The 25,483-nt window shown below is 59.9% G+C and carries 24 protein-coding genes and 1 tRNA gene; 16 read left to right on the forward strand and 9 right to left on the reverse strand.

Annotated elements, in window-relative coordinates; genetic code table 11:
- Positions 1 to 43 precede the first annotated feature (43 nt).
- Positions 44 to 1,600, reverse strand: coding sequence for a recombinase family protein (locus tag INF35_RS04485; protein ID WP_193500311.1), 1,557 nt, complete (start codon positions 1,598 to 1,600; stop codon positions 44 to 46).
- A 357-nt stretch (positions 1,601 to 1,957) separates the two neighbouring features.
- On the opposite strand from INF35_RS04485, the gene INF35_RS04490 reads away from it, so the two are divergent.
- Complete coding sequence (locus tag INF35_RS04490; RefSeq protein ID WP_193500312.1) at positions 1,958 to 2,617, forward strand: NAD(P)H-hydrate epimerase; 660 nt, start codon at positions 1,958 to 1,960, stop codon at positions 2,615 to 2,617.
- A 60-nt stretch (positions 2,618 to 2,677) separates the two neighbouring features.
- Here the strand turns inward: INF35_RS04490 and INF35_RS04495 are convergent, their stop codons facing one another.
- Complete coding sequence (locus INF35_RS04495; protein ID WP_235983099.1) at positions 2,678 to 4,075, reverse strand: peptidoglycan D,D-transpeptidase FtsI family protein; 1,398 nt, start codon at positions 4,073 to 4,075, stop codon at positions 2,678 to 2,680.
- 203 nt (positions 4,076 to 4,278) lie between these two features.
- On the opposite strand from INF35_RS04495, the gene INF35_RS04500 reads away from it, so the two are divergent.
- The 7 genes from INF35_RS04500 to INF35_RS04530 all read left to right on the forward strand — a co-directional run bounded on the left by INF35_RS04500 (position 4,279) and on the right by INF35_RS04530 (position 8,585).
- Positions 4,279 to 4,650 carry a GntR family transcriptional regulator gene (locus INF35_RS04500; protein ID WP_193500313.1) on the forward strand — a complete coding sequence of 124 codons (372 nt, stop codon included), beginning with the start codon at positions 4,279 to 4,281 and terminating at the stop codon, positions 4,648 to 4,650.
- A 2-nt stretch (positions 4,651 to 4,652) separates the two neighbouring features.
- Entirely contained in the window at positions 4,653 to 5,519 is an 867-nt protein-coding gene (locus INF35_RS04505; RefSeq protein WP_193500314.1) for an ABC transporter ATP-binding protein, read from the forward strand.
- The gene (locus INF35_RS04510) at positions 5,516 to 6,292 is read left to right on the forward strand and encodes an ABC-2 transporter permease (protein ID WP_193500315.1); all 777 of its coding nucleotides are present in this window, start codon (positions 5,516 to 5,518) and stop codon (positions 6,290 to 6,292) included. The genes INF35_RS04505 and INF35_RS04510 overlap by 4 nt, the downstream gene beginning before the upstream one ends.
- Before the next feature lie 79 nt (positions 6,293 to 6,371).
- Positions 6,372 to 6,446: transfer RNA gene (locus INF35_RS04515), tRNA-Gly, on the forward strand.
- Positions 6,447 to 6,669: 223 nt separating this feature from the next.
- On the forward strand, positions 6,670 to 6,879 hold the full coding sequence (locus INF35_RS04520) for a 4Fe-4S binding protein (RefSeq protein WP_193500316.1): 210 nt from the start codon (positions 6,670 to 6,672) through the stop codon (positions 6,877 to 6,879).
- Positions 6,876 to 7,454, forward strand: coding sequence for a 4Fe-4S binding protein (locus tag INF35_RS04525; RefSeq protein ID WP_193500317.1), 579 nt, complete (start codon positions 6,876 to 6,878; stop codon positions 7,452 to 7,454). Before INF35_RS04520 ends, INF35_RS04525 begins: the two co-directional genes overlap by 4 nt.
- Before the next feature lie 114 nt (positions 7,455 to 7,568).
- Positions 7,569 to 8,585 (forward strand): alpha/beta hydrolase, encoded by a 1,017-nt coding sequence (locus INF35_RS04530; RefSeq protein ID WP_193500318.1) that lies wholly within the window; start codon positions 7,569 to 7,571, stop codon positions 8,583 to 8,585.
- 155 nt (positions 8,586 to 8,740) lie between these two features.
- Here INF35_RS04530 and INF35_RS04535 read toward each other — a convergent pair whose 3' ends face one another.
- Both INF35_RS04535 and INF35_RS04540 read right to left on the reverse strand, forming a co-directional pair.
- On the reverse strand, positions 8,741 to 9,250 hold the full coding sequence (locus INF35_RS04535) for a hypothetical protein (protein WP_193500319.1): 510 nt from the start codon (positions 9,248 to 9,250) through the stop codon (positions 8,741 to 8,743).
- 241 nt (positions 9,251 to 9,491) lie between these two features.
- A complete protein-coding gene (locus INF35_RS04540) occupies positions 9,492 to 10,892 on the reverse strand; it encodes an RsmB/NOP family class I SAM-dependent RNA methyltransferase (RefSeq protein WP_193500320.1) in 1,401 nt (466 codons plus the stop codon).
- Positions 10,893 to 11,094: 202 nt separating this feature from the next.
- Between INF35_RS04540 and INF35_RS04545 the strand changes: the two genes are divergently transcribed.
- Positions 11,095 to 11,274 (forward strand): hypothetical protein, encoded by a 180-nt coding sequence (locus INF35_RS04545; RefSeq protein WP_193500321.1) that lies wholly within the window; start codon positions 11,095 to 11,097, stop codon positions 11,272 to 11,274.
- Positions 11,275 to 11,389: 115 nt separating this feature from the next.
- Here INF35_RS04545 and INF35_RS04550 read toward each other — a convergent pair whose 3' ends face one another.
- The 5 genes from INF35_RS04550 to glmM form a co-directional block, all read right to left on the reverse strand.
- Positions 11,390 to 11,803 carry a Mini-ribonuclease 3 gene (locus INF35_RS04550; RefSeq protein ID WP_193500322.1) on the reverse strand — a complete coding sequence of 138 codons (414 nt, stop codon included), beginning with the start codon at positions 11,801 to 11,803 and terminating at the stop codon, positions 11,390 to 11,392.
- Between the two features lie 17 nt (positions 11,804 to 11,820).
- Positions 11,821 to 13,101, reverse strand: coding sequence for a GTPase ObgE (gene obgE, locus INF35_RS04555; RefSeq protein WP_193500323.1), 1,281 nt, complete (start codon positions 13,099 to 13,101; stop codon positions 11,821 to 11,823).
- Between the two features lie 164 nt (positions 13,102 to 13,265).
- Complete coding sequence (gene rpmA / locus INF35_RS04560; RefSeq protein ID WP_193500324.1) at positions 13,266 to 13,517, reverse strand: 50S ribosomal protein L27; 252 nt, start codon at positions 13,515 to 13,517, stop codon at positions 13,266 to 13,268.
- A gap of 14 nt (positions 13,518 to 13,531) precedes the next feature.
- On the reverse strand, positions 13,532 to 13,843 hold the full coding sequence (gene rplU, locus INF35_RS04565; protein ID WP_193500325.1) for a 50S ribosomal protein L21: 312 nt from the start codon (positions 13,841 to 13,843) through the stop codon (positions 13,532 to 13,534).
- A 135-nt stretch (positions 13,844 to 13,978) separates the two neighbouring features.
- Positions 13,979 to 15,385, reverse strand: coding sequence for a phosphoglucosamine mutase (glmM, locus tag INF35_RS04570; protein WP_193500326.1), 1,407 nt, complete (start codon positions 15,383 to 15,385; stop codon positions 13,979 to 13,981).
- A 502-nt stretch (positions 15,386 to 15,887) separates the two neighbouring features.
- Here glmM and INF35_RS04575 point away from each other — a divergent pair.
- The 7 genes from INF35_RS04575 to INF35_RS04605 all read left to right on the forward strand — a co-directional run bounded on the left by INF35_RS04575 (position 15,888) and on the right by INF35_RS04605 (position 25,262).
- Positions 15,888 to 17,171: a response regulator gene (locus tag INF35_RS04575; protein ID WP_193500327.1), complete on the forward strand. Its 1,284-nt coding sequence runs from the start codon at positions 15,888 to 15,890 to the stop codon at positions 17,169 to 17,171.
- Positions 17,168 to 18,886 carry a sensor histidine kinase gene (locus tag INF35_RS04580; protein WP_328740380.1) on the forward strand — a complete coding sequence of 573 codons (1,719 nt, stop codon included), beginning with the start codon at positions 17,168 to 17,170 and terminating at the stop codon, positions 18,884 to 18,886. Before INF35_RS04575 ends, INF35_RS04580 begins: the two co-directional genes overlap by 4 nt.
- Positions 18,873 to 19,850, forward strand: a complete 978-nt coding sequence (locus tag INF35_RS04585; RefSeq protein ID WP_193500328.1) for a substrate-binding domain-containing protein — start codon at positions 18,873 to 18,875, stop codon at positions 19,848 to 19,850. Before INF35_RS04580 ends, INF35_RS04585 begins: the two co-directional genes overlap by 14 nt.
- Positions 19,851 to 20,029: 179 nt before the next feature.
- The gene (locus INF35_RS04590; protein ID WP_193500329.1) at positions 20,030 to 21,340 is read left to right on the forward strand and encodes a substrate-binding domain-containing protein; all 1,311 of its coding nucleotides are present in this window, start codon (positions 20,030 to 20,032) and stop codon (positions 21,338 to 21,340) included.
- 161 nt (positions 21,341 to 21,501) lie between these two features.
- On the forward strand, positions 21,502 to 23,010 hold the full coding sequence (locus INF35_RS04595; RefSeq protein ID WP_193500330.1) for a sugar ABC transporter ATP-binding protein: 1,509 nt from the start codon (positions 21,502 to 21,504) through the stop codon (positions 23,008 to 23,010).
- A gap of 15 nt (positions 23,011 to 23,025) precedes the next feature.
- On the forward strand, positions 23,026 to 24,690 hold the full coding sequence (locus INF35_RS04600) for an ABC transporter permease subunit (protein WP_193500331.1): 1,665 nt from the start codon (positions 23,026 to 23,028) through the stop codon (positions 24,688 to 24,690).
- 128 nt (positions 24,691 to 24,818) lie between these two features.
- The gene (locus INF35_RS04605; RefSeq protein WP_193500332.1) at positions 24,819 to 25,262 is read left to right on the forward strand and encodes a GNAT family N-acetyltransferase; all 444 of its coding nucleotides are present in this window, start codon (positions 24,819 to 24,821) and stop codon (positions 25,260 to 25,262) included.
- Positions 25,263 to 25,483: the final 221 nt, after the last annotated feature.

Below are 25,483 nucleotides of genomic sequence, written 5' to 3' on the forward strand. Positions count from 1 at the left end.
CAACGCTGCGGCAAGGTTTTGCCCGGGCAGGCTTCGGCCTGTCTCAGCCCGTCGTGTCCGGGTCGCCAAAGGCGAACTGGATGGTGATGTGTTTTTCCCGATCCACCGTCACCCGGCGCACCAGCTGGTGCAGCTGAGCCTTTTCCAGATGATCGAAGCGGAGAAAGGCCCGGATTGCCTCCTCCGTCCGGGATATCCGGTGGCTTCCTGCCTCTTCCTCCGCCGCAATCCGGTCCAGCTCTTCCCGGTGCCGGGTCTCCTCCTGGCGGAGTTTTTCGGAGATATAGGCAAATTCCTCCTGACTCAGGGTGCCGGCCACCTTGTCCTTGTAGGCCGTCAGTCTGGCTCGGCGAGCCTGTTCCAGCTGCTGTTCCAGCCTGTACCGCTTCGCTCCGGGGCTTTCCTTCTGCTGCTGTGATGCCGCCTTCCGGCGGGCCAGCTCGCAAGGGTCCGCCCTTCCCTGCGCCAGGCTGCGCAGAGCTTCCTGCACCGCCTCCATCACAGCGTCCTCCCGGATGCTGTGGGAGGTGCACAGCCCCATGGCCGGGTCCCGGGTGTAGCCGTAACAGTTCAGATACCAATACCGGCCCCGTTTTTTGGCATACAGCGGGCTGCCGCAGTCGGCACAGAAAGCGATACCGGTCAGCAGATGGGGGTGGTCCGTGGTCTGGTATGTACGGACTGTCTGCAGCCTTTGGGCCAGGGCGAACTCCTCCCGGCTGACCAGCGGCTCATGGGTGTTCTCCACCACGATCCAGTCCTCCGGGTCCACCCGTCGCCGCTCGTGGACCTTATAGCTGACCATCCGGGTGAACTGCTGGGCCATATCCCCCCGGTAGACCGGATGGGAGAGGATGCGGCGGATGGTCTCGGCATTCCACAGGCCGGTAAAGGTCCGGCTTTTATCGGTCAGTCCCTTGCTGGCCGCCGGGGACGGGATGCCCTCCCGGTTGAGAACACCCGCAATTCCGGTCCGGCTGCTTCCGCCCAGAAACAGGGCAAAAATGCGCCGCACGACGGAGGCCGTCTCCTCATCCACCAAAAGATGGTACCGGTCCGCCGGGTCGATGCGGTAGCCGTAGGGAGCCTGTCTTCCCAGGAATTTGCCCTGCCGCTTGAGGAGGTTCAGAGAAGTGCGGACCTTGGCGCTGGCGTCGGCGGCATAAAAATCGTTGAATACATTTTTGAACACCGCCATCTGCTGGACGCTGTCGGTATTTTTGGCGGAATCGTACTGGTCGTTTACCGCAATGAACCGTACCCCCAGCCGGGGAAAGATCTGTTCCAGGTAACGTCCCGTCTCGGTATAGTTGCGTCCCAGGCGGGACAGATCCTTGACGATGATGCACCGCACGCTGCCGTCCATCAGGCAGGCGGAGAGCTTCTGAAAGCCGGGGCGGTCAAAATCGGTGCCGGTGTGGCCGTCGTCCACAAATTCCCGGGTGACGGCAAACCGGTTGCGCGCTGCCCATTCCCGCAGAAAGGCACGCTGGTTTTGGATGGAGTCCGACTCTGCGGCCGGGCCGTCGGCAGAGGAAAGGCGCAGATAGAGGACCGCGTCGGTCCGGTCCGGCCTTCCGCCGGTGCGGGAACGCTTCATCTCAGCATGCCTCCCCGGAGTCCAGATTCAGGGTGCGGATGAGCTGTTCCAGGCAGGCAGCCAGAGAGGGGGCATCTTCCTCCTCGGCAAAGCAGAGCGTAACAGACGGCTGGTCCATGGTGGGTTCCTCCCTTCCCTTTTCCGGCGGTTCGCCGGGGTTACCCCATCCTATGCGGAGAGGACTCACAATATTTTCAGCCTCCGGCAGCTCCGGGAGGCAAGCCTCTCCCCTGCTTTTCCGCCGGTTTCCGACCGGCTGCGGCGAAAACGGCTTTTCCTCCCCGCGGGACTGTGGTATGCTACCAGTAACGACTTGATTTCTGCCGGACCGCCCTCAGGGCAAAAGGAGGCCTTTTCATGATCTGCAAAACCACCGCCGAAATGAAAGAGATGGACCGCGTGGCCATTCAGGAACGGAGAATTCCTTCCCTGCAGCTGATGGACACCGCCGCCGGGCATGTTGCCGCCTCTGTAAAGGCCTGGCTGACCCGCACCGGGCGCAAAGGACAGGTGCTGATCTTCTGCGGCCCCGGCAACAACGGCGGGGACGGCTTTTCCTGTGCCTGGCAGCTGCTGAAACAGGGCGTTCCCGCCCGGGTCTGCTTTGTGGGCAAGGCGGAGAAAATGACCGCCGACGCCCGCGCTGAGCAGGAGAAACTTCTGTCCCTGGGCGGCGCGGTGGTCCCCTACGCCGGGGAGCCGATCCCGGAGGATGCCGGCTGCCTGGTGGATGCTCTCTTCGGAGTGGGACTGGACCGCAACGTGGGCGGGATGTTCGCCCGGGCCATTGCCGCCATCAACCAGGCCCGGGAGGCTGGGGTACCGGTGGTGGCCTGCGACATTCCCTCCGGCATCGAGGGCAACACCGGTGCGGTGCTGGGCATCGCCGTGCAGGCTGACGAGACTGTCACCTTCAGCTGCGCCAAGCCGGGGCTGCTCGCCGGGGAAGGCAGACAGGCTGCCGGCCTGCTGACGGTCTGCGACATCGGCATTCCCCGGGATCTGCTGGAAAGCTGATCTCCGCCACAGCCCCAAGGCAACCCCATATAAAAAAGACACAGCGCCCCCTTACGGCTGTCATGGAACGGCCGCAGGAGGGCGCTGTTTTTTTCGGAGCACACCCGACGGCCATGGGACAAAATCCTGTATCGGACCCATCCGGTCGGCGGTATAATACTCGCTCTTTTTGATCTCGCCGGGCAAGTCGATGCCGGTGCCCTCCCGAAGGTCAAAAGCCTCAAAATAGTCGCAGAAGGCTTCCTTCCCCAGCCGCGCGCCGATCTGGATGAAGCAGGGATTGCAGGACACCGCCAGTCCCTGGGCGAAGGTCTCAAGGCCGTGGATATGCCCGTTGGCGCAGCGGAAGCGGGTCCCCGCCACATTGATGGAGCCTGCGCAGACAAACTGGCTGTCCGGTGTACAGACGCCGGTATCCAGTGCCGCGGCCGCCGTGATCAGCTTGAACACACTGCCCGGCTCATACAGGTCGCTGATGGCTTTGTTGCGCCACTGAGCCTGCTGGGCAGCCTGCAGCGCCGCGCTGCGTTCCTCTCCCGAAAGAGCATTGACCTGGTCCCGGACTTCCTCATTCACAATGGTGCGGGGATCGTTGGGATCGTAGTCCGGTTTGACCGTCATGGCAAGGATGGCCCCTGTCTGCACGTCCATGACGATGCCTACCGCCCGGGACGCCACATTGTGTTCCTGCACCGCCGCAGAGACGGCGCTTTCCAGATAATGCTGGATATTGGCGTCGATGGTCAGTGTCAGCGTTGCCCCCGGGACCGCCTCGATCAGCGTGCTGTAGGTTTCCGGCATGTCATAGCCCCAGGCATTTTTGGCAGTGAGCACACGGCCATTTTCACCGGTCAGCAGCTCATTGTACTGAAGTTCCAGCCCCCACAGTCCGGCGTTGTCCACGTCGGTAAAGCCCAGCAGACAGCCCATAAAGTCACCTTCCGGGTAGACCCGCTTGGTATCCTGACGGATCTGGATGCCCTCGGCGCCATTCTCGCTGCACCAGGTGCGCACCGCGTCGGCCATCTCCTTGTCGACTCTTCGCCGCAAAAGGCAGTCGTTGGAGGAGCGCTGAGAAAACTTTTCCAGTGTTTCCTCGTAGTCGATCTCCAGAATCTCGCTCAGCGCTTTGGCCGCCGGCTCCACCAGCTCATCCGCCAGTTCCCGCGGGGAGGCCCGGATGGTCCAGCAGGTCTCGCTGGCCGCCAGCACGGTGCCGTCCGACGACAGGATTTCTCCCCGCGCCGCCGGGATGACCGTATCCCGCAGCTGCTGATCGGCGGCCCGTGCCGCGTAATCTTCCGGGTCGATGATCTGCAGCACAAACAATCTCCAGAGCAGCACACCGAAACATATTACCGCCATACAGATACAGAAAATACGAGTTCTGCGCCGCATGTGCCGGTCCTGTTCCGGGCTGATGTGACGCAGCTCGGAATCCCGTCGTTTTACCGCCATTTTCTTCCCTCCTTCAAGCCTTTTTCGGGCTGATGCATCCATATGCGGCAGACCTTCCCATCTATGCCGGATGCCCCTTTTCTTTCCAAGAAAAGGAGCTGTCTGAAAAATTTCAGGTTTGCCTATTGACAGCCGTGTATATACCGTATATACTGTGTATATTAGATATGAACAGTTCACATCTCAAATAAGGAGGCAGCGCCATGGAGCTGTACATCTCCAACGCAGGGCAGGAGCCGATCTACGCGCAGATCACGCGGCAGATCAAAGAGCAGATCCTGTCCGGCAAACTGAAAGAGGGCGACGCCCTGCCCAGCATCCGGCTTTTGGCCAAAGAGCTGCGCATCAGCGTCATCACCACCAAGCGCGCATACGAAGATCTGGAGACCGAGGGTTTTATTGTGACAACGCCCGGCAAGGGCAGTTTTGTCGCCCCCCGCAACCCGGAGCTTCAGCGCGAGGAAATGCTCAAACAGGTCGAGCAGCACCTGCAAAACGCCGTGGACGCGGCGCGGCGGGGCGGCATCGGCCGTGGGGAGGTCCGGGAAATGCTGGACCTTTTATGGGAGGACTGAGTATGAGTTCCGCAAGCTGTGCCGCGGTGATCCGCGGTGTGGAGAAGCACTATCCCGATTTCACCTTGGGGCCGGTGGATCTGACAGTTCCCAAGGGCTGCATTGTAGGCCTGGTAGGAGAAAACGGCGCGGGCAAAACCACGCTTTTGAAACTGTTGACCGGGGTCAATCCGGCGGATGCAGGCAGTATCGAGCTGCTGGGCAGCTCTCCCCACACGCCCGCCGGGCGTGGAGATCTGGGCGCGGTGTTTGACGACGCTTATTTTTACGAATCATTGACTGCAAAGCAGATCGGCAAAAGCATGGCGGGTATTTTCGGTTCCCGATGGGACAGTGGGGAATACCGGCAGCTGTTAAAGCAGTTCGGACTGGATGAGGGCAAACCGGTCAAGGCGTACAGCCGCGGCATGCGGATGAAGCTGAGCCTTGCCACGGCGCTGGCCCATCATCCCCGCCTGCTGGTTCTGGACGAAGCCACCAGCGGCCTTGACCCGGTGGTGCGCGGCGAGATGCTGGACCTTTTCCTCGACTTTATTCAGGACGAGGACCACAGCATCCTCATCAGCAGCCACATCACCGGCGACCTGGAACAGGTAGCGGATTCCATTGCTTATCTGCATCAGGGCAAGCTGCTGTTCCAGGAGGAAAAGGACGTTTTACTGTCAAAGTACGGTATTCTGCGCTGCGGAGCCGGGGACCTGGCGGCCCTGCCCGGGGAGTGCATCGTCCACACCCGCCGCACTGATTTTGGCTGCGAAACGCTGGTCAAGGGGCGGGAGGAAGTTCTGCGGCTGCTGCCGGGGGCCGTCTGCGACCCGGCAAGCATCGACGACATCATGCGTTTTACCAGTGGGAGGGACAAACAATGAAAGGTCTTTTGTACAAGGACTGGTGCACCCTGACATCCCGGTACAGGAAAAACTTTACTCTGCTTTTTGTGCTGTACGTGGGCATGGCCATGTTCTTTGACATGCCCTTCATGCTGTACGCTCTGGTGTTTGTGCTGGGGCTGTATGTGCCGAGCGCCGTGGGCTTTGACGAATACAGCCATTGGGATGTTTACGCCCATACCCTGCCGGTGCGCCATTCCCACATTGTAGGCAGCAAATACATTCTGGGCGGCTGTGCAATTTTGTTCGGCTGTGTCATCAGTATGCTGGCCTTTGCCTTTTCCGCCGGGATCATCAAGGGAACCATGGGATATGAAGAAGCACTCATCGGCACCCTGACTGCTGCCGCAGTTGCCACACTGTATTTTTCGCTGAGCCTGCCGCTGACCTACAAATTCGGCTGTGACCGGGCCCGCACCGTCGTGATGAGCGCTGTTCTTCTGCTTGTGCTGGGCGGCTTTCTTCTGGTAACCTGGGTCCCTCAGCACCTGCTGAGCCCCGAAGCCCGGCTCAAACTGGAATCCTGGGCAGAAAGTGTGGAGCGCTTCTTCGGCTTCCGTGGCCCCGCGTCCATTCCCGATCCGGTGACCGGCGCCTCCGTCACCATGGATGTGGAGTACGGCTCCGTCGTTCAGTGGGCGGAAAATCCCCACTTCTGGTGGCTGATCGGCGGGCTGGTGCTGTTCAGCGTGGTGATTTTCCTCATCAGCTGGGGCATCAGCACCGCCATCTACCAGAAAAAGCAGTACTGAATTGGGCGGCTTCTCTCCCCTTTTTGTAGCCGGCATCTTGACAAACGGCACCGCGTATGGTTTAATAAATATTGTCCATGCGGGTGTCGTACAACGGCTAGTACATCAGCCTTCCAAGCTGAGGACGAGGGTTCGACTCCCTTCACCCGCTCCAAAAAGAACACCCCATAGCGTATCCCGCTATGGGGTGTTCTTTTTGGATTGCAGTGATGAGGAGTCGAACAGGCCGACCCGGCAGCGAGAGGCTCCCCTTTTTCCCGTACCGTATCTTTTGGAATTGCCGGGACAGCAAGGCAGCCCTTCGTCTGTGACCTCATCACAGAATAAAAGGGTTCTTCATGGTATACTTCGGCCAGTAAAAGACAGGAGGAATTGCCATGAACCTTTCCAGAAAGCGTCGCAAAGCCCAGGTGGACACCTCTCTCTGTGTGGCCTGCGGCTGCTGTGTCAAAGTCTGCCCTCTGCAGGCCATTGAAATTGTGCGGGGCATTACCGCCCGGGTCAACCCCGACAAATGCGTGGGCTGCGGCAAGTGCGCCGCCGAATGCCCCGCCAGCGTCATCACCATCCGGGAGGTCGAGGCATGAAAAAACACTGGTACGACTATCTCTGGATTGCATCCCTGCTTTATCTGGTGCTGGGCTTTTTCAACATCCTGTTTGCCTGGCTGGGACTGCTCTGCTTTTTCATTCCCCTGCTGTTCGCCCTGGTGGGCGGCAGCAAGGGCTACTGCAACCGTTACTGCGGCCGCGGACAGCTGTTCGGCCTGCTGGGCGGACGGTTCGGCCTCTCCCGCAAAAAGGATGTTCCCGGCTGGATGAAAAGCAAGGTTTTCCGGTACGGCTTCCTCATCTTTTTCTTTGCCATGTTCTTTGTGATGCTGTGGAACACCTGGCTGGTGTTTGCCGGGGTGCAGGACCTCAAACAGGTGGTCACCCTGCTGTGGACCTTCAAGCTGCCCTGGCACTGGGCGTATCACGGCACCCTGTTTGCCCCCGGCGTGGCGCAGTTTGCCTTCGGCTTTTACAGTGTGATGCTGACCTCCACCGTGCTGGGCCTTGTCACCATGGTGCTGTTCAAGCCCCGCAGCTGGTGCGTTTACTGCCCCATGGGCACCATGACCCAGCTGATCTGCAAGGCCAGAAACGGCCGGGAGGTGTAACCCCTCTTCACTTTGCGGCCCACCTCGCGTTTAGTTCAATATATTGACATTTTCCTGTTTTCTGTCGTATACTTTTCCTCGTCCCCATCCGGACAAGGAAAGGAAAATAAAGGTATGGAAACAACAGTCAAAGAGCGCAAGCCCTCCCGCCTAGCAAGGCGTGTGGGCATTGCCGTGGCGGTCGTGGTGGTGCTGGTCGCGGCCGTCATTGTGTTTGCCAGCAACTATCTGGTGGACTACGCCATTGGGCGCAGCGGCGACGGCGGCAACCGGGAAGTCGCCCTGGAGGTAGACCCTGCCGCTGAGGGCGTGGAGCTGACCATCGCCCAGAACAAGGCCTCTCAGGAAACCGCCAGCGAGGCTTTTCTGTCCAGCAATCCCGGGCAGAATGTGAGCATTTCTTCCTCGGACGGGCTGACTCTGGCCGGCGTCTGGTACCCCAACGACGGTCACCGCTGGGTCATTGCCATCCACGGCTACCGCGGCAGCCATCTGGATGCCACCGCCCTGGCCCAGCATTACCATGATGCCGGTTATCAGATACTGACCCCCGACCTGCGCGCCTGCGGCGACAGCGAGGGCGATTACGTAGGCATGGGCTGGCTGGACCGCAAGGACATTCTGAACTGGATCGACTGGGTCCTCACCCAGGACCCGGAAGCGGAAATCGTCATCCACGGCATTTCCATGGGCGCCGCCACCACCATGATGACCTCCGGCGAGGATACCCCCGATGCCGTCAAGGTCTTTGTAGAGGACTGCGGCTACACCAGCGTGTGGGACGTTTTTTCCAGCGAGCTGCAGCTGCGCTTCGGCCTGCCGGAGTTTCCTCTGCTGTACACCGCTCAGGCCATGTCCAGCCTCAAGGCGGGCTACAGCTTCCAGGAGGCTTCCGCCATCCAGCAGGTGGCCCGCTGTGAAAAGCCCATGCTCTTCATCCACGGCACACTGGACGACTTTATCCCCTTTGAAATGCTGGACGAACTCTACAATGCAAAGCCCGGCGACAACAAGCAGGAACTGGTCGCTGAGGGTGCCGGACACGGCGAGGCCATGTATGCCCTGGGTGAAACCTACTGGGACACGGTATTCGACTTTACGGACGACTATTTGAGCCAGCCGGCCGCCTGAGCAGCTTCTGCCGGCGGCTCCCCCACAGGTTTGCGGCAAATTTCCCTGTCGTGCTTCTAATAAAAAATAGCGCTTTCCCGCCTTGCTCCCCCCCTTGAGGAGGACGGGAAAGCGCCGTTTTTGTTTTGTCCCTAAAGAAGATCTATTGTTCCGGTTCAGCTTTGAGGCTGAGGAAAAATCCGCTCAAACGCCCAGTGAGAGAAGGGCGCCGCCGCAAAAAAGTTCCAGAAAAATGCCATGGGAAAATTTTTGAGCACCGTACCCACCCAGATGGCCGGAAGCTGAACCCAGGACGCCCCGCCCATCACGACATTGAACAGAACAGAAGCGACCAGACTCATGGTCGGGCACATGACGGCCACCGTGCCGCCCTGACGCAGCAATCGGCAGAGATAGGGATTGTCCCGCTCTGGGTCACAGTGGCGCTGTGCAAAGGCGGCTCCCAGCCGGTTGCCCCAGAGGTTTGAAAAAACAAACACCAGCACTCCCATATAGGCAGTCTCCTTGAAGGCATCCCAGAACACAAGATTGGTCATGTTGCTCAGGCCGCCCGCTACCAGATTTACCCCCTCCTTGATGGCCACATTGTAAACTTCCATGCCGTACGCCATGGCATAGGACATGAGAATACCGAAAACGATTCCCTGTGTTTTTGTACGTATCATTGAATTCCTCCCCGGCAGCCGATGAACCGTCTCGGCCGCCTTTTTGCAAAATTTGCACGGCAGCACAGCAAAAAAAGAAAGCGCATAGCAACTCCGGACAGAATTGCTATACGCTTTGCGCAAATCGTATGTGCTACACGGCTGATTCTTTTTTACCACAATTTTCCCCAAAAAGTCAAGGCTGAACCGCGTCGAAAAAAAGCGTTCAATCCCGCCGTTCATCGGGCATTCTGCGCATGGGTCAGCCCAGCATCCGCAGGGCCTTGGGATAATGGTTCTTGATGCGTCCGCCGCTGACTTTTCCACAGCCCAGTGGAAAACCATCCACGCAGACGGCACACCAGCCGTTTTGGGCGGTGACGGCATCGATCTCCTCTCCCCTCAGCCAGGCCAGTGTCCGTAGGTCGGAGAGGGTGAGATTTTCCCGATTGGTGCTCCGGGCACCCTCGGCCATGAACAGGGCATGGGCGGGGACAAAGCGCCCTTTCTGCACCCGGCCCGCCATCAGCCCCGCCCGCAAAACATGCAGGCGGCCCAGCGGGGGCATCCCGTCGGGAGGCAGAACCACCAGCTCACCGGGTGTCTCCACGGCACGGTCGGCCAGCTCCGGAAAATACTCCTTCGCAAAGCTGCGCCACGCCTCGGCGGAGGCAGCCCCGCCGCTCTTGCCTTTGTTGTCTCTGCCCTTGCTCTTTTTGGCAGGGCGTTCGGCGCGGGGCAGTTCGGCCCGGGGGGCGTCGGGGCGTTTCTGCAGCCGGGCAATGAAGTGCCCCTCCCCGCCGTCGGCAGGCCAGATGCGGCGGCAGGACGCTGCCGAAAAGCCCGGCGTTTCCGGGGCGCGGTTGGCCTCTCCCGGGCGGCCGAAGCCTACACCGGACAGGTCCTGCTGCACAAACTCGGGGTGGCGGGCCAGGAAGGCCGCCACCTGGGCCTCGTCCTCCTCCGGGGCGAAGGTACAGGTGGAAAAGACCAGCACGCCTCCCGGTGCCAGCAGTTCCGCCGCCGCGTCCAGAATGTCCGCCGCCAGCGCTGCGCACTGGCGTACCAGAGCCTCGCTGTGCTGGGCCAGGGCGGCCGGTTCCTTGCGGAACATGCCCTCCCCGGAACAGGGGGCATCCACCAGCACCCGGTCAAAATAGCCCGGCAGCGTCTCCGCCAGACGGGCGGGGGTCTCGTTGGTGACGATGGCATTGGCCACGCCCATCCGCTCCAGGTTCTGGCGCAGGATCTCCGCCCGGGCGGCCACATACTCATTGGCCAGCAGCAGGCCCTTGCCCTGCAGGGCCGCGGCCAGCTGGCTGCTCTTGCCGCCGGGAGCCGCGCAGAGGTCACAGACCTTCATGCCCGGCTCCACCCCCAGCAGCGGGGCAGCGGAGGCTGCGCTGGGCTCCTGGGCATAGAACACCCCTGCATGGTGCCAGGGATGCCTCCCCGGGCGAAAGTCCTCCGGTGCCAGAAAGGCCTGTTTGCAGAAGGGCGAGGGCTGCAGGGCAATGCCCGCCCCCGCCGCAAAGTCCCCGGGGGTACAGCGCAGGCCGTTGACGGTGACGCCCCGGGCAGCTGCCTCGGTGAGAGGGCGGTAGAGTTCCTCGTAGCGGGCCCCCAGCAGGGCGCGCTCCCGCGCTTCAAAGTATTCAGGCATAGCGCAGCGGCTCCTTTCCTTTGGAGAGGTAAGATTGTATATTCGCCACAGAGGGCGGGCAAACTATCGGCGTGACCAAAAGCCGGGTTTGGGAAGGCAGGGGCTCGGGCAGCCGCGTACGGCCGCCGGAAGAGAAACTGTATGGCCGGAACGCGGCTGCTGGCCACTGACAACGACCTTTGAAGGAAGGAGGGTCCCAACCATGGCCAAGAATGAGAAAACCGAGCAGAAGACCACCAACCGCACTGTCAACACCACCAGCAACAAGATGTCCGAGCGCATGAAGACATCCAACAAGACTGGCAGCAACGCTGCGGAGAACTCTGTCTCCGACAAGACCACCAGCCGTGCCACCAACTGCGGCGGCAAGTGCAAGAAGTAAAATCTGACTGTCCTTGCCAAAACCGAAGGCAGCGGCAGAGCGGACAACGCCCCCGGTCACGGACGGGCGGCCCCTCTGCCGCTGCCTTTGTTTTTGTGTGATTGCTTGCTTCGGCTCAGGCCTCGGCGTCGGGGTCAAAGCCTTCCCACAGCAGGTCGAACAGTTCCACAATGCGGTCGTTGCGGCCCTTGAGGTAGAGATACCCAAGCAGGCACTCAAAGCCGGTGGAAGCGCGGTACTCCTGGGGCGTGGCATGTTTGGCCACCGTGGCCTTGCTGGCATTTTTACCCCGGCGCAGCACGTTGGCTTCCTCCTCCGTCAGGACCGGTTCCAGGATGGCCAGTTCCCTGCTCTGGGCGCGGGCCGAGACATACCGCGTGGCAGCGGTGTGCAGGCGGCCGGGCAGCAGCCGGGTGGTCTCCACCAGGCGCTGCCGGACCAGCAGTTCCAGCACTGCGTCCCCCACAAAGGCCAGGGACAGCGGGCTCTGCTCCCGGATGTCGATCTTGGGCACTGCTTCAAACAGCATATTCCCTGCCGCCTTTCTCAGTAGACATAGTCGAACTCGTACTCGCCGATCTTGATGGTGTCGTTTTCCTCAACACCCAGGCGGACCAGCTCGTCCAGAATGCCGGAATCCCCCAGCTGGGTCTGGAAGTACTGCAGGCTCTCGTAGTCCTCCACGTTGGTTCCGGCCAGGATACGCTCCAGCCAGGGAGCGTCCACACTGAACTCGTGCTCGCCGGTGCGCTGGGCAGTAAAGGGCCGCTTGGGCTGGTTGGACAGGTCGGGGCGCACATACTGGGCCTCGTAGACCTTGACGGGAGGCAGCTGGGACAGCCGCTGCCAGACCAGGGCGGGCAGGCCGTCAATGCCCTGGCGGGTGGCCGCCGAGATGGGCAGGAAGGTCAGGCCCCTGGCCTCGATATACTGGCGGAACTCCTCCACCTGCTCAGGGGCGGCAATGTCGCACTTGTTGCCCAGAACGATCTGGGGACGGGTGGCCAGCTCGGCGGAGAAGCCTTCCAGCTCATGGTTGATCTGCTCAAAGTCCTGCTTGGGGTCGCGGCCCTCACAGCCGGAAACGTCCACCACGTGCAAAAGCAGGCGGCAGCGCTCCACATGGCGCAGGAAATCATGGCCCAGGCCCACGCCCTCGGCGGCACCCTCAATGAGGCCAGGGATGTCGGCGCAGACAAAGCTCTGCTCGGGGCCGACGCGCACCACGCCCAGCACGGGGGTCAGGGTGGTGAAATGGTAGTTGGCGATCTTGGGCTTGGCCGCGCTGATGACGCTGATGAGGGTGGACTTGCCCACGTTGGGGAAGCCGATGAGGCCCACGTCAGCGATGACCTTGAGCTCCAGGGTCAGGTGCAGTTCCTCACCGGGCAGACCGGGCTTGGCGAACTTGGGGATCTGGCGGGTGGGGGTGGCAAACCGGGCATTGCCCCAGCCGCCGCGGCCGCCCTTGGCCACAACGACGGGCTCATCCCCCGAAAGGTCCGCCACCACCAGGCCGGACTCAGCCTCTTTCAGCACCGTGCCCCGGGGCACGCGGATGACCAGGTCCTCGGCATCACGGCCCTTCTGGCGGGCGCCGCGGCCGTTTTCGCCGTCGGGGGCGGTATACTTGCGCTTGTAGCGGAAGTCCATCAGTGTAGACAGGTTGTCGTCCGCCACAAAGACGATGCTGCCGCCGCGGCCGCCGTCACCGCCGTCGGGGCCGCCCGCCGCAACGAATTTTTCGCGGTGGAAGCTGACGCAGCCGTCGCCGCCCTTGCCGCCGTGGACCCAGATGGTCGCTACATCAATGAAATTACCGGGCATCGGGTATTACCTCTTTCTTGCCTGGGCGGGAGCCGAAGCCCCCGCGCTGTTACGAATCGATCCGTTCAGACAGGCTGCCGCCACAGGCGGGCAGCATTGTCCGTCACGGTTTATTCTGTCCAAAAAAATTTGGGCGGGCCTTGGCGGCCCGCCCAAGCTGGTTTTTACTGTTTGACAGTGCAACGCTTGCGGTCACGGCCCATGCGCTCAAAATGAACATGGCCGTCAACCAGAGCGAACAGGGTATCGTCGCTGCCGATGCCGACGCCCTCACCCGGATGGATGTGAGTGCCGCGCTGACGCACGATGATGTTGCCCGCCAGAACATACTGGCCGTCGCCGCGCTTGACGCCCAGGCGCTTTGCCTCGGAGTCACGGCCGTTTTTCGTGGAGCCTACGCCTTTTTTATGTGCCATTGTGTGTTACCTCCTTAGCCGTTGATCGCGGTGATTTCCACCTTGGTGTAGGGCTGACGATGGCCCTTGCGGACCATGCTGCCCTTCTTGGGACGATAGGTCAGAATGTTCAGCTTCTTGCCCTTGCCGTTCTTGACGACCTTGCCGACAACGCTAGCGCCCTCGACAACGGGAGCGCCGACCTTGACGCTGCCCTCCTCGCCAACAGCCAGGACACGGTCAAAGGTGACTTCAGACTCAGCCTCAGCGCCCAGCTTCTCGACGTAGATGCTGTCGCCGACTTTGACGCTGTACTGCTTGCCACCGGTAACGATCACTGCGTACATGTGTAAAACCTCTTTCAATAAGTCTCGCTGGGTCAGGCGTCGTCTGCACACAGACGCACTTTTCGTGCCCTTGCCAAGCGGCTCTAACATCATATCATAGAAAAATGTTCCCGTCAAGGAGTTTTTTTATTCTCTTCACTCCACGGCGTAGCCCTTGTCCCGGATGACCTGGACCACGCTGTCCACATACTTCTGGCAGATCTCATGTTCGGGGGCTTCCACCATCACGCGGACCAGGGGCTCGGTGCCGGACTCCCGCACCAGAATGCGGCCGGTATCCCCCAGGGCCTCGGCCACGGCCTGGACGGCAGCCTGCACGTCGGCGTCGTTCTGGGCCGCGGTCTTGTCGGTGACCTTGACGTTTTCCAGCACCTGCGGGTAGATTTTGAGGGGGGCCGCCAGCTCGCTCATGGGCTTCTTGCGGGCCAGCATGACTTCCATCAGCTTGAGGCTGGTCAGGATGCCGTCACCGGTGGAGGCATACTTGGAGAAGATGATGTGGCCGCTCTGCTCGCCGCCGATACGGCAGCCGTTCTGCTGCATGTACTCGTAGACGTACTTGTCGCCCACCTTGGTCTTGGCATAGCCGATGTCCAGCTCATCCAGCGCCTTGTACAGGCCGAAGTTGGACATGACGGTGGTGACCACCGTGTTGTTGATGAGCTTGCCCCGCTCCTTCATGTAGCGGCCGTAGATATAAAGGATATGGTCGCCGGTGACCACGTTGCCCTTCTCATCCACGCAGAGGCAGCGGTCGGCGTCGCCGTCGTAGGCAAAGCCGATGTCCAGGCCCTTCTCCACCACGAACTTCTGCAGGCCCTCGATGTGGGTGGAGCCGGCATTGAGGTTGATGTTCAGGCCGTTGGGCTCGGCGTTGATGACATATGTGGTGGCGCCCAGGGCGTCGAACACCGCCTTGGCGATGTTCCAGCTGGAACCGTTGGCACAGTCAAGTCCCACCTTGACGCCGCGGAAGGAGTACATTCCCAGAGAAATCAGGTAGCCGATATAGCGATTGCGGCCGGAGATGTAGTCCACGGTGCATCCGATCTTGTCCCGGGTGGCAAAGGGCAGCTCGTCCCAGTGCTCGCCAAAGGCGTTGAGGTCGCCGTCCAGGTAGGCTTCCACCAGAGAGATGGTCTCCTCGTCCATCTTCTCGCCCTCGCCGTTGATGAGCTTGATGCCGTTGTCATAGTAGGGGTTGTGGGAGGCCGAGATCATGATGCCGCAGTCGAAGGCATCCACCCGGGCCACGTAGGCCACGCTGGGGGTGGTGGTGACGTGCAGCAGGTAGGCGTCCGCGCCGGAAGCCACCAGTCCGCCCACCAGACTGTACTCGAACATATAGCTGGACCGGCGGGTATCCTTGCCGATGACGATGCGGGCGGGCCCATCCGAGACAGCACGGCCTGCCGCGGCATCCCGGCGGCGCTTCTCATTATAATACCAGCCCAGGAAGCGGCCGACCTTATATGCGTGGTCGGCGGTCAGGTTGATGTTGGCCTCTCCGCGGAAGCCGTCGGTACCAAAATATTTACCCATACATTCATCTCCAAACGTCAGTTGTAAAGCTGCCAAAACGGCTCGGCACTCCGGCCGCAGGCCGGGGACTGTTTCAGCCCCGCAAAAATATATGCACGATTTTTCTTTTCCCAAAAAGTCTGCCCCAGCGCAGATTCCCCGTCCCGGGGACGGCGGGCAGACTTTTTCCTATTGTACCGCACTACGGGCCTCAGCACAAGATGCAGTTTTGCCCCCGGCCTGGACGATGGTCTCCTCCCGTGCGAAAGTTTCCCCCGGTGTCTTTTGCCGCACCTGCCCGCGTCCGCTTTTCCCTTTTCTATAGAATGGTATACGCCGCACCCCCGGCAGGCAGACCCAAAATTGACAAGTGCGTGCAAATGTTTTACTCTTAAGGCAAACGAATTTGTGTGAATTTACCCAATTCAGGGGGCAGCCGGCAGCCCCGTTTTTGCCGGCAGTGAGATCACCGGGAGGATGCCGTCTGTGCCGCATGCCTCCGAAAGAAAGGATACGTATTGCAATGGCCGCAAAGACATTGTACACCGTCATCGTCGCCGACGACGAGGATGAGCTGCGGGAAGCCGTCTGCTCCATGATCCCCTGGCAGGAACTGGGCTTCCGGCTGGTTGGCAGCGCCAGCAACGGGCTGGATGCCCTGCAGCTGGTGGAAAAGCGGGAACCCGATCTTCTCCTCACCGATATCCGTATGCCCTTCATCTCCGGCATTGAGCTGGCCCGGCAGGTCCGGGAGATCCGCCCCGCCATGAACATTGCCTTTCTCAGCGGATACGACGATTTTGAGTATGCCAAGCAGGCAATTCAGTACAACATCATCAGCTATATGCTCAAGCCCCTGACCATGGAGGGTCTTGCCGCCGAGCTGCGCAACATCCGCCAGAAAATCGACGAGAAGTTTGCCATGTTCCGCCAGGCTGCGCCTCAGGCCGCCGGGCAGGATCTGTGCGCCTCCATGCTGATGCCCCTGGTGCTGGACGACTACGCCGAACCGGAGGGCGAATCCCAGACCGAGGCCTATGCTCGCCAGTGCGGCCTGCTGCGGGATCAGGACGACAAGCCCTGCTACACCGTCATGGTTTCCACCCTTCTGGATGAGGAGGGTGCCAACTGCACGGCGCCTTCCTTTGTGGCGTCGGTGGACACTCTGGCCGCCAAATACCTGCGTAGCGTCAGTTTTTTTGCCGCGGGCAAGGTCATCTCGGTGCTGCTGGGCAACCCGTCCGACTTTGACGAGTATCTGCACATTCTGGCCGACGAAATCCCCCAGGTAGCCTCCCGCGTGCTGGGCAAGCACTGCCGCATCGGTGTCAGCCGGGCGGTGCGGACGCTGACCGAACTGCACGGGGCTTACCGGGAAGCCATGGAAGCTCTGCGCCAGGGTGACCCCACCGAGGGCGGCGCACAGTTTATCAGCGACCTGGTTCCCGCGGCCAAGGGAGGCAACCTGCTGTGCAAGCGGGCGCTGGATGCCCTGGACCAGCACTACATGGACGCCGACCTTTCCCTGGTTTCCCTCAGCGGCATGCTGGATGTCAGCCCCAATCACCTGAGCGCCTGCATCAAAAAATATGCGGGCGAGACCTTCATCAACATCCTGATCCGCAAACGGATGGACGCCGCCCGGGAACTGCTGGCCTCCTCCAACCTGAAAATTCAGGAGGTGGCACAGCGCTGCGGCTACACCGACCAGCACTACTTCAGCTACTGCTTCAAAAAGTACTGCGGTGAATCCCCCAATGCCCTGCGCCGCAGGCTGGGAGCGGAAAAGGCGGGTGACCCGTCTTGAAAAACCGGTGTCCCCATACCGGGCTGCGCATCACCACCATCCTTGTGTCCATGGTGGTGGGCGTCGTGGCGGTCATCCTCTGCTGCTGCATCTTCCTCTTTCTGGACCGCTACCGCAGCGCCATGGTCCAGAGCGCCCAGACCAGCAGCGCCCAGGCCGTGTCCCAGGTTTCCAACACAGTGGGCAATTATCTGATGGATATGGACCAGGCCATGGCTCTGGTAGAGCAATCCATGACCGAAGACACGGACAGCCGCGATGAACTGCTGTCCGCTTTTTTGAAGTTTCGTCCCGACGTGGTCGCCGTGACCAGCTATGCCTCCGACGGTACGCTTCTCGACTGCTGGTCTCCCGGACGGGAACCCAAGGAAACCATCTTCCGAAATCTCTCTTTTGACATTGAGACCGCCCGCACCTCCAACGAGCCCTACATGACGGCCCCCCATGTGGAGACCATATTTGAAAGCTACTATCCCTGGGTCGTCACCATGACGGCCCCCCTGTCCGGCAACGGCGAGGCCGCCTGGGTGTCGCTGGATCTGAGCTTTTCCAGCATCTCCAGCTACATCAACAATGTGGGCATCGGACAGCGGGGCTACTGCTTTCTCATGGATACCGACGGCAACATTATCTACCACCCCCAGCAGCAGCTGATCTATTCCGGGCTCAAGTCGGAGGACACTGCATCTCTGGCCGCCCTGGCCGACGGCGCCCATGCCGACGACACCGTCATCTACTGCCTCACCAGCATCGAGGGCAGCGACTGGCGGGTGGTGGGCGTCAGCTATGTGGACGAGCTGGTCAACCGCAACGTCACCGAGATGATCCGCCTTTCCTTCCTGCTGGCCATCGTTGTGCTGGCCGCCGCCCTGCTGACCAGCTGGCTGCTCTCCCAACTGCTGGGCCGGCCTCTGCGCGGCCTTGCCTCGGCTATGGAAAGCTTCGAGACCGATGCCGACCACTTCACCTACCGTCCCGTGGGCGGCACCCGGGAGGTACAGGAACTGTCCAACTCCTTTGGCCACATGGTAGTGCGCATTCAGGAGCTGATGACCACCGTCCGCGAGGAAGAGATCAACCTGCGCAAAACCGAACTCAAAGCGCTGCAGGCTCAGATTAACCCCCATTTTCTCTACAACACCCTCGACTCCATCGCCTGGATGTGCGAGCAGGGCCGCAACGCTGACGCCGTCAAGATGGTCCACGCCCTGGCAAGGCTCTTCCGCATCAGCATCAGCAAGGGACACGAGCTCATCCCCATCGCCAAGGAGATCGAGCATGCCGAAAGCTATCTGCAGATCCAGAAATACCGCTATAAAAATCAGTTCACCTACGCCTTCGATGTGGACCCCGAATGTCTGGACTATCTCTGCAACAAGATCACCCTCCAGCCCATTATTGAGAACGCCATCAACCATGGCCTTGATCTGCTGGTGGACGAGGGACACATCGACGTGGAGGTCAAACAGGACGGAGAGGACATCGTCTTCCGTGTCCGGGACAACGGTGTGGGCATGACCCCCGAACAGATCGAGGCCATCATGCAGCGGGGGCCCAAAGACCGCACCGGCATCGGCATCAAAAATGTCAATGACCGCCTCAAGATTTACTTCGGCAAAAATTACGGGCTGCACATTACCAGCGAGCCGGATGTCGGCACCTGCGTGGAAATCCGCATGCCCAAGGTACGGGAGGGTGACCATGAAACGAAATAAACGGGCGTTTGCCTGTGCGGTGTTGGCCCTTGCCTGCCTGGGAGGGTGTGCATCGGATTCCGTGACGCCGACACAGCACTCGGTGGCGCTGGTGGCAAAATCCACCGAGACGGAGTTCTGGCTGTCGGTCTTTGCGGGAGCCGAGGCAGCCGCCACCGAGTACAATCTCAGTCTCAGCATCATCGGTCCCGAAACCGAAGAGGACTACGAGACCCAGAACCAGATGGTGGCGCAGGCTGTTGCAGAGGGCGCCGAAGTATTGGTTTTTTCCGCCATTGACTATGAGAACAACGCCGCCGCCATCGACGCCGCCGCCAACGAGGGCGTCAAAATCGTGGCCATTGACAGCAATGTGGATTCCGATGCCGTCAGCACCTACATCGGCACCGACAACTATGCCGCCGGACAGATGGCCGCCCAGGCCGCCCTCGACCGGGTGGAGGGCGAGCTCAAAGTCGGCATCGTCAACTACGACATCAGCAGCGCCAACGGCCAGGAGCGTGAGCGCGGCGCTGTGGACACTTTTACCGAAAGCGGCCGCGCCGAAGTGGTCGCCGTCATCAATACGCTGGCCGAAGCCCGACACGCCCAGACCGACACTGCCAGCCTGCTGCAGCTTCATCCTGAAATCAATGTACTGCTTGCCTTTAATGAGCCCACCTGTGTGGGCGCCGCCAACGCGGTGGACGAACTGGGGCTGGCCGATTCCATCTTTCTGGTAGGCTTCGACTCCAACGTGGTGACGGTGGACGGTCTGCAGGAAGGGACTGTGGACGCCCTGATCGTTCAGAACCCCTACGCAATGGGGTATCTGGGCGTGGAAAGCGCCTACAAACTGCTCTCGGGGCAGGGCGGCGACCTGGAACGGGTGGTGGATACCTCCACCCGGATCGTAGATCGTAACAATATCTTTACAATGGACAGCCAAAAGGCCCTTTTCGCCTTTGAACAGCGCGAAAATTAAGCAGCTTGCACAATGTCATTCAAATATGTTTTTGCATATTGTCGTATTTGGATAATTTTTCACCCCTCTTTCGGTGAAATTTCACCTTGTTTTTGCGCCCGTTTTCCTTTAGCATAAATAGTGTCAGGCGGGTCCGGGAACTGTGGGCCCGCGCAATCGAAAACCAAAGGAGAACGACTATGAAAAAAGTACTTGCATTGACCCTGGCAGCCGCCATGGCGTTGAGCCTGGCAGCCTGCTCCGGCGACACTTCCTCCTCCACCTCTACCGCCGGCACCGGCGAAGACGCCGCGGATACCTCCACCTCTACCGCTTCCGATACCGGCGCTGTTGCCAACAAGGACAAGCCCCTGGTCTGGTACAACCGTCAGCCCTCCAACAGCACCACCGGTGAGCTGGATATGGAAGCTCTGACCTTCAACGACAACACCTACTACGTCGGCTTCGACGCCAACCAGGGCGCTGAGCTGCAGGGCAAGATGGTCGCTGACTACATCGCGGCCCACGCCGACACCATCGACCGCAACGGCGACGGCATCATCGGCTACGTCCTGGCCATCGGCGATATCGGCCACAACGACTCCATTGCCCGTACCCGCGGCGTCCGCTCTGCTCTGGGCACCGCTGTTGAGGGTGAGAACGGTATCGTCTCCGATCCCGTCGGCACCAACCTGGAAGGCAAGGCCCCCCAGGTTCAGGATGGCACTCTCGAAGTTGACGGCAAGACCTTCACCGTCCGCGAGCTCGCTTCTCAGGAAATGAAGAACTCCGCCGGCGCCACTTGGGATGCTTCCACCGCCAGCACCGCGCTGACCACCTGGTCCTCCTCCATGGGCGACAGCATCGACATCGTCATCTCCAACAACGACGGCATGGGCATGGCCATGTTCAACATCTGGTCCAAAGCCAACGGCGTTCCCACCTTCGGTTACGACGCCAACGCTGACGCTGTTGCCGCTATCGCAGAAGGCTACGGCGGAACCATCAGCCAGCACGCCGACGTTCAGGCTTACCTGACCCTCCGCCTCATCCGTAACGCTCTCGACGGCGTTGACATCAACACCGGTATCGCCACTGCTGACGACGCTGGCAACGTCCTGAGCGACGAGGTCTACTACTACGACGAGGCTTCCCGTTCTTACTACGCTCTGAACGTGGCTGTCACCGCTGACAACTACCAGGATTACCTGGATTCCACCGTTCCTTACGCTCCGGTTTCCAACCAGCTGGATGCCACCGCTCATCCCGAGAAGACCGTCTGGCTCGACATCTACAATGCTGCCGACAACTTCCTGAGCGCCACCTATCAGCCCCTGCTGGAGAAGTATGACGATCTGCTCAACCTGAAGGTTGACTACATCGGCGGCGACGGCCAGACCGAGGGCAATATCACCAACCGTCTGGGCAACCCCGATGCGTACGACGCCTTCGCCATCAACATGGTTAAGACCGACAACGCGTCCTCCTACACCTCTCTGCTGAGCCAGTGATCCTGAGCGACTGCACTGAAACCTGACCACTAAGTAACCACAACGCTATTAGGGAGAAGGAATTTCTCCATTGGGGAGAATACACCCTCCCTAATAGCGCTTTTTTATGAAAACGCAGGCGGGGTCTCCCCCGTCAATATGCAGAAACGGGAGTAACGAGAATGGCAGAAGCGAAAGATGATATCGTCTTGTCAATTCGCGGTATGTGCAAGTCATTCGGCCGCAACCGAGTGCTTGACCACATCAACCTGGATGTAAAGCGCGGTACTGTCATGGGTCTTATGGGCGAAAACGGCGCCGGTAAGTCCACCATGATGAAATGTCTCTTCGGCACCTACCAGAAGGACGAAGGCAAGATTTTCCTCAACGGCAAGGAGATCAGCTTCTCCGGCCCGAAGGATGCCCTGGAAAACGGTATCGCCATGGTCCACCAGGAGCTGAACCAGTGCCTCGAGCGCAGTGTGATCGACAACCTGTTCCTCGGCCGGTACCCGGTCAACTCCATGGGCGTCGTTGACGAAGGACAAATGAAAAAGAAGGCGGCTGACCTGTTCCGCAAACTGGGCATGACCGTCAACCTGACCCAGCCGATGCGCAACATGTCGGTTTCGCAGCGGCAGATGTGTGAGATTGCCAAGGCGATCTCCTACAACGCCCAGGTCATCGTCCTGGACGAGCCCACTTCCTCCCTGACGGTGCAGGAAGTTGACAAACTGTTTGAAATGATGCGGATGCTCAAATCCCAGGGCATTTCGCTGATTTACATCTCGCACAAAATGGACGAGATTTTTGAGATCTGCGATGAAGTCTCCGTTCTGCGTGACGGCAACCTGGTCATGACCAAATCTACCAAGGACACCGACATGAACGAGCTCATCGCCGCCATGGTCGGCCGCTCTCTGGAGAGCCGCTTCCCGCCTGTGGACAACACCCCCGGCGAGCCCATCCTGTCCATTCAGCACCTGTCCACCAAGTACGAGCCCCATCTGCAGGACATCACCTTTGATGTGCGCAAGGGCGAGATCTTCGGTCTGTACGGCCTGGTAGGCGCCGGCCGTACAGAACTTCTGGAAACCATCTTCGGCGTGCGTACCCGCGCGGCCGGCCGCGTCTATTTCCGCAACCGGCTGATGAACTTCAACAATGCCCACGAGGCCATTGAGCACGGATTTGCGCTGATCACCGAGGAACGCAAGGCGAACGGTCTGTTCCTGAAATGTGACCTGACTTTCAACACCACCATTGCCAACCTGAACCAGTACAAGACCGGCATAGCGCTTTCCAACCCCAAGATGGTCAAAGCCACCAGCAAAGAGATCAAGATCATGCACACCAAGTGCCTGGGTCCCGACGACATGATCTCCAGCCTGTCCGGCGGCAACCAGCAGAAGGTCATCTTCGGCAAATGGCTGGAACGTGAGCCGCAGGTCTTCATGATGGACGAACCGACCCGCGGCATCGATGTCGGCGCCAAGTACGAGATCTACGAGCTGATCATCCAGATGGCAAAGCAGGGCAAGACGATCATCGTCGTCTCCTCTGAAATGCCGGAGATCCTCGGCATTACCAACCGCATCGGTGTTATGTCCAACGGACATCTTTCCGGCATTGTCAACACCAAGGAGACAAACCAGGAAGAGCTTTTGAGGCTGAGTGCGAAATACCTGTGAGTGGGGGATAAACAAATGGCTAATAGTACGATGACAAACAGTACCATTCTTTCTGCGGAGCGGGAAGCCGAGCTCCGCAAGCCGATTGATGATTACGTCGGCAAGATTCAGGCTCAGATCGACGAACTGCGCGCCGACGGCACCGAAAAGATCGTCAACATCCAAAACGACCTGGACAACCTCAAGCGCGACCGTATTTATACTGCCGAGGAAAAGGCTGCCCGCGAGAAAAAACTGAAGGCAGCCCTGGAAACTGCCAAGGCAGTGGAAGCCAAGAACAAGGATCAGATCTCCAAGCTGATCGCTGATGCCGAGGCTTACCTGAAGGCCCACTACAACAGCGAGTACTATCAATACGTGGTTTCCAGCTGCAAGGAAGAAAAGGCTGCCGCTCTGGCAAAGTACCAGGCTGCTGTCGCCCAGCTGGAGAAAGATCACCAGGCCACGGTTGCCAAGCTGACCGACCAGCAGGAGATCAAGGACGAGAAATACGTCTACAAAAACCGTCTGTTTGACGCCAAGATGCAGCGCGACAAGGATCTGCAGGCTGTGAAAGACCGTCAGCACGCCGCTTTCGATTACAAGTATCACCTGATCGATATGTTGCGCCTGTCCAAGTTCACCGTCGCCGAGACGCTCTCTCAGCGCTGGGAAAACTACAAGTACACCTTTAACCGCCGCGACTTCCTTCTGCGCAACGGTCTGTACATCGCGATCATCGTCATTTTCATCGCGCTGTGCATCATCACCCCCATCGTCAAGAACGTTCCGCTGCTCACCGTCAATAACGTTTTGAACATTCTGCAGCAGGCTTCGCCCCGTATGTTCCTGGCCCTGGGTGTTGCAGGCCTGATCCTTCTGGCCGGCACCGACCTGTCCATCGGCCGTATGGTCGGTATGGGCATGACCGCCGCCACCATCATCATGCACAAGGGTGTCAATACCGGCTCCGTGTTCGGCGTGACCTTTGACTTCACCGGTCTGCCGGTCATCGTCCGCGTGCTGCTGGCACTGGTCGTCTGCATTATTCTGTGCACCATCTTCACCACCATCGCCGGTTTCTTCACCGCCAAGTTCAAGATGCATCCCTTCATCTCCACCATGGCCAACATGCTGGTCATCTTCGGCCTGGTCACCTACTCCACCAAGGGCGTCTCCTTCGGCGGCATTGAGACCGACATCCCCAATATGATCATTCCCAAGATCGGCGGCTTCCCCACCATCATCCTGTGGGCCGTCGCGGCCGTTGTCATCGTCTGGTTCATCTGGAACAAGACCACCTTCGGCAAAAACCTCTTCGCAGTCGGCGGCAACTCTGAGGCTGCCGCAGTTTCCGGCATCTCGGTCTTCCGCGTCACCGTGGGTGCTTTCATCCTGGCCGGTATCCTCTACGGCTTCGGCTCCTGGCTGGAATGCATCCGTATGGTGGGCTCCGGTTCCGCCGCTTACGGCCAGGGCTGGGAAATGGACGCCATCGCGGCCTGCGTTGTCGGCGGTGTCTCCTTCACCGGTGGTATCGGTAAGATCTCCGGCGTGGTCGTCGGTGTCTTCATCTTCACCGCTCTGACTTACTCCCTGACCACCCTGGGCATCGATACCAACCTCCAGTTCGTCTTCTCCGGTATCATCATCCTCGTGGCCGTCATGCTCGACTGCCTCAAGTACGTCCAGAAGAAGTAATTCCTTCTGTATCATTCATCGCCGCCGCGGGCCGACAGCTGCCGTCCCGCGGCGGCTTTTTGATCTCCCCGGAACGGCTGCTTCCCTCCCCTGCCGTTCTCATCCTCACACAAAAAGGAGAATCCATCATGCTGCTGCGCCCTTACCGCACCGAGGACTGCCCTGCTCTGACCAAGCTGTTTTACCAGACCGTGCATACCGTAAACGCCAAGGATTATACCCCGCCCCAGCTGGATGCCTGGGCCGATGGTCACCCCGATCTGGCTGCCTGGGACCGCTCCCTGTCCGCCCACCTCAGCCTTGTGGCGGTCTGTGACGGTGTCATTGCCGGATTCGCCGACATGGCACCGGACGGCTACCTGGACCGGCTGTATGTGCACAGGGATTTCCAGCGTCAGGGCATTGCCACCGCCCTGTGCGACGCCCTGGAACAGGCCGTTCCAGGCCCCTACGAGACCCACGCCTCCATCACGGCACGTCCCTTCTTTGAACAGCGCGGTTACCGGGTGGTGCGGCAACAGCAGGTCCTGCGCAAGGGAATTATGCTGACCAACTACGTCATGCGCAAATAAGGCCGTTCTGTTCCATGCAGCCGTCACTCCCCTGCCCCGCGGCATTCCTTTGGGAAAAAGCCGCGGGGCTTTTTTGCGCCGATTTTGCTTTTCCCTGGAGTAAAACGGCCAAACTTTCCGAAAGGGCTGCTGAAAAGAAAATCGGCTGATTTTTTCATTTGCTTTCATGCCGCATGGGCCGGATCATGCAAAATCGGCATGTCAGCGGCACAATTTTTACA

Origin of the sequence: Gemmiger gallinarum (assembly GCF_014982805.1) — a bacterium.
Classification (GTDB): domain Bacteria; phylum Bacillota; class Clostridia; order Oscillospirales; family Ruminococcaceae; genus Gemmiger; species Gemmiger gallinarum.

Bases quoted from the DNA above. Each gene is read 5' to 3' on its own strand.
- INF35_RS04485 (WP_193500311.1), bottom strand. From the start codon at position 1,600: ATGAAGCGTTCCCGCACCGGCGGAAGGCCGGACCGGACCGACGCGGTC.
- INF35_RS04490 (WP_193500312.1), top strand. From the start codon at position 1,958: ATGATCTGCAAAACCACCGCCGAAATGAAAGAGATGGACCGCGTGGCC.
- INF35_RS04495 (WP_235983099.1), bottom strand. From the start codon at position 4,075: ATGGCGGTAAAACGACGGGATTCCGAGCTGCGTCACATCAGCCCGGAA.
- INF35_RS04500 (WP_193500313.1), top strand. From the start codon at position 4,279: ATGGAGCTGTACATCTCCAACGCAGGGCAGGAGCCGATCTACGCGCAG.
- INF35_RS04505 (WP_193500314.1), top strand. From the start codon at position 4,653: ATGAGTTCCGCAAGCTGTGCCGCGGTGATCCGCGGTGTGGAGAAGCAC.
- INF35_RS04510 (WP_193500315.1), top strand. From the start codon at position 5,516: ATGAAAGGTCTTTTGTACAAGGACTGGTGCACCCTGACATCCCGGTAC.
- INF35_RS04520 (WP_193500316.1), top strand. From the start codon at position 6,670: ATGAACCTTTCCAGAAAGCGTCGCAAAGCCCAGGTGGACACCTCTCTC.
- INF35_RS04525 (WP_193500317.1), top strand. From the start codon at position 6,876: ATGAAAAAACACTGGTACGACTATCTCTGGATTGCATCCCTGCTTTAT.
- INF35_RS04530 (WP_193500318.1), top strand. From the start codon at position 7,569: ATGGAAACAACAGTCAAAGAGCGCAAGCCCTCCCGCCTAGCAAGGCGT.
- INF35_RS04535 (WP_193500319.1), bottom strand. From the start codon at position 9,250: ATGATACGTACAAAAACACAGGGAATCGTTTTCGGTATTCTCATGTCC.
- INF35_RS04540 (WP_193500320.1), bottom strand. From the start codon at position 10,892: ATGCCTGAATACTTTGAAGCGCGGGAGCGCGCCCTGCTGGGGGCCCGC.
- INF35_RS04545 (WP_193500321.1), top strand. From the start codon at position 11,095: ATGGCCAAGAATGAGAAAACCGAGCAGAAGACCACCAACCGCACTGTC.
- INF35_RS04550 (WP_193500322.1), bottom strand. From the start codon at position 11,803: ATGCTGTTTGAAGCAGTGCCCAAGATCGACATCCGGGAGCAGAGCCCG.
- obgE (WP_193500323.1), bottom strand. From the start codon at position 13,101: ATGCCCGGTAATTTCATTGATGTAGCGACCATCTGGGTCCACGGCGGC.
- rpmA (WP_193500324.1), bottom strand. From the start codon at position 13,517: ATGGCACATAAAAAAGGCGTAGGCTCCACGAAAAACGGCCGTGACTCC.
- rplU (WP_193500325.1), bottom strand. From the start codon at position 13,843: ATGTACGCAGTGATCGTTACCGGTGGCAAGCAGTACAGCGTCAAAGTC.
- glmM (WP_193500326.1), bottom strand. From the start codon at position 15,385: ATGGGTAAATATTTTGGTACCGACGGCTTCCGCGGAGAGGCCAACATC.
- INF35_RS04575 (WP_193500327.1), top strand. From the start codon at position 15,888: ATGGCCGCAAAGACATTGTACACCGTCATCGTCGCCGACGACGAGGAT.
- INF35_RS04585 (WP_193500328.1), top strand. From the start codon at position 18,873: ATGAAACGAAATAAACGGGCGTTTGCCTGTGCGGTGTTGGCCCTTGCC.
- INF35_RS04590 (WP_193500329.1), top strand. From the start codon at position 20,030: ATGAAAAAAGTACTTGCATTGACCCTGGCAGCCGCCATGGCGTTGAGC.
- INF35_RS04595 (WP_193500330.1), top strand. From the start codon at position 21,502: ATGGCAGAAGCGAAAGATGATATCGTCTTGTCAATTCGCGGTATGTGC.
- INF35_RS04600 (WP_193500331.1), top strand. From the start codon at position 23,026: ATGGCTAATAGTACGATGACAAACAGTACCATTCTTTCTGCGGAGCGG.
- INF35_RS04605 (WP_193500332.1), top strand. From the start codon at position 24,819: ATGCTGCTGCGCCCTTACCGCACCGAGGACTGCCCTGCTCTGACCAAG.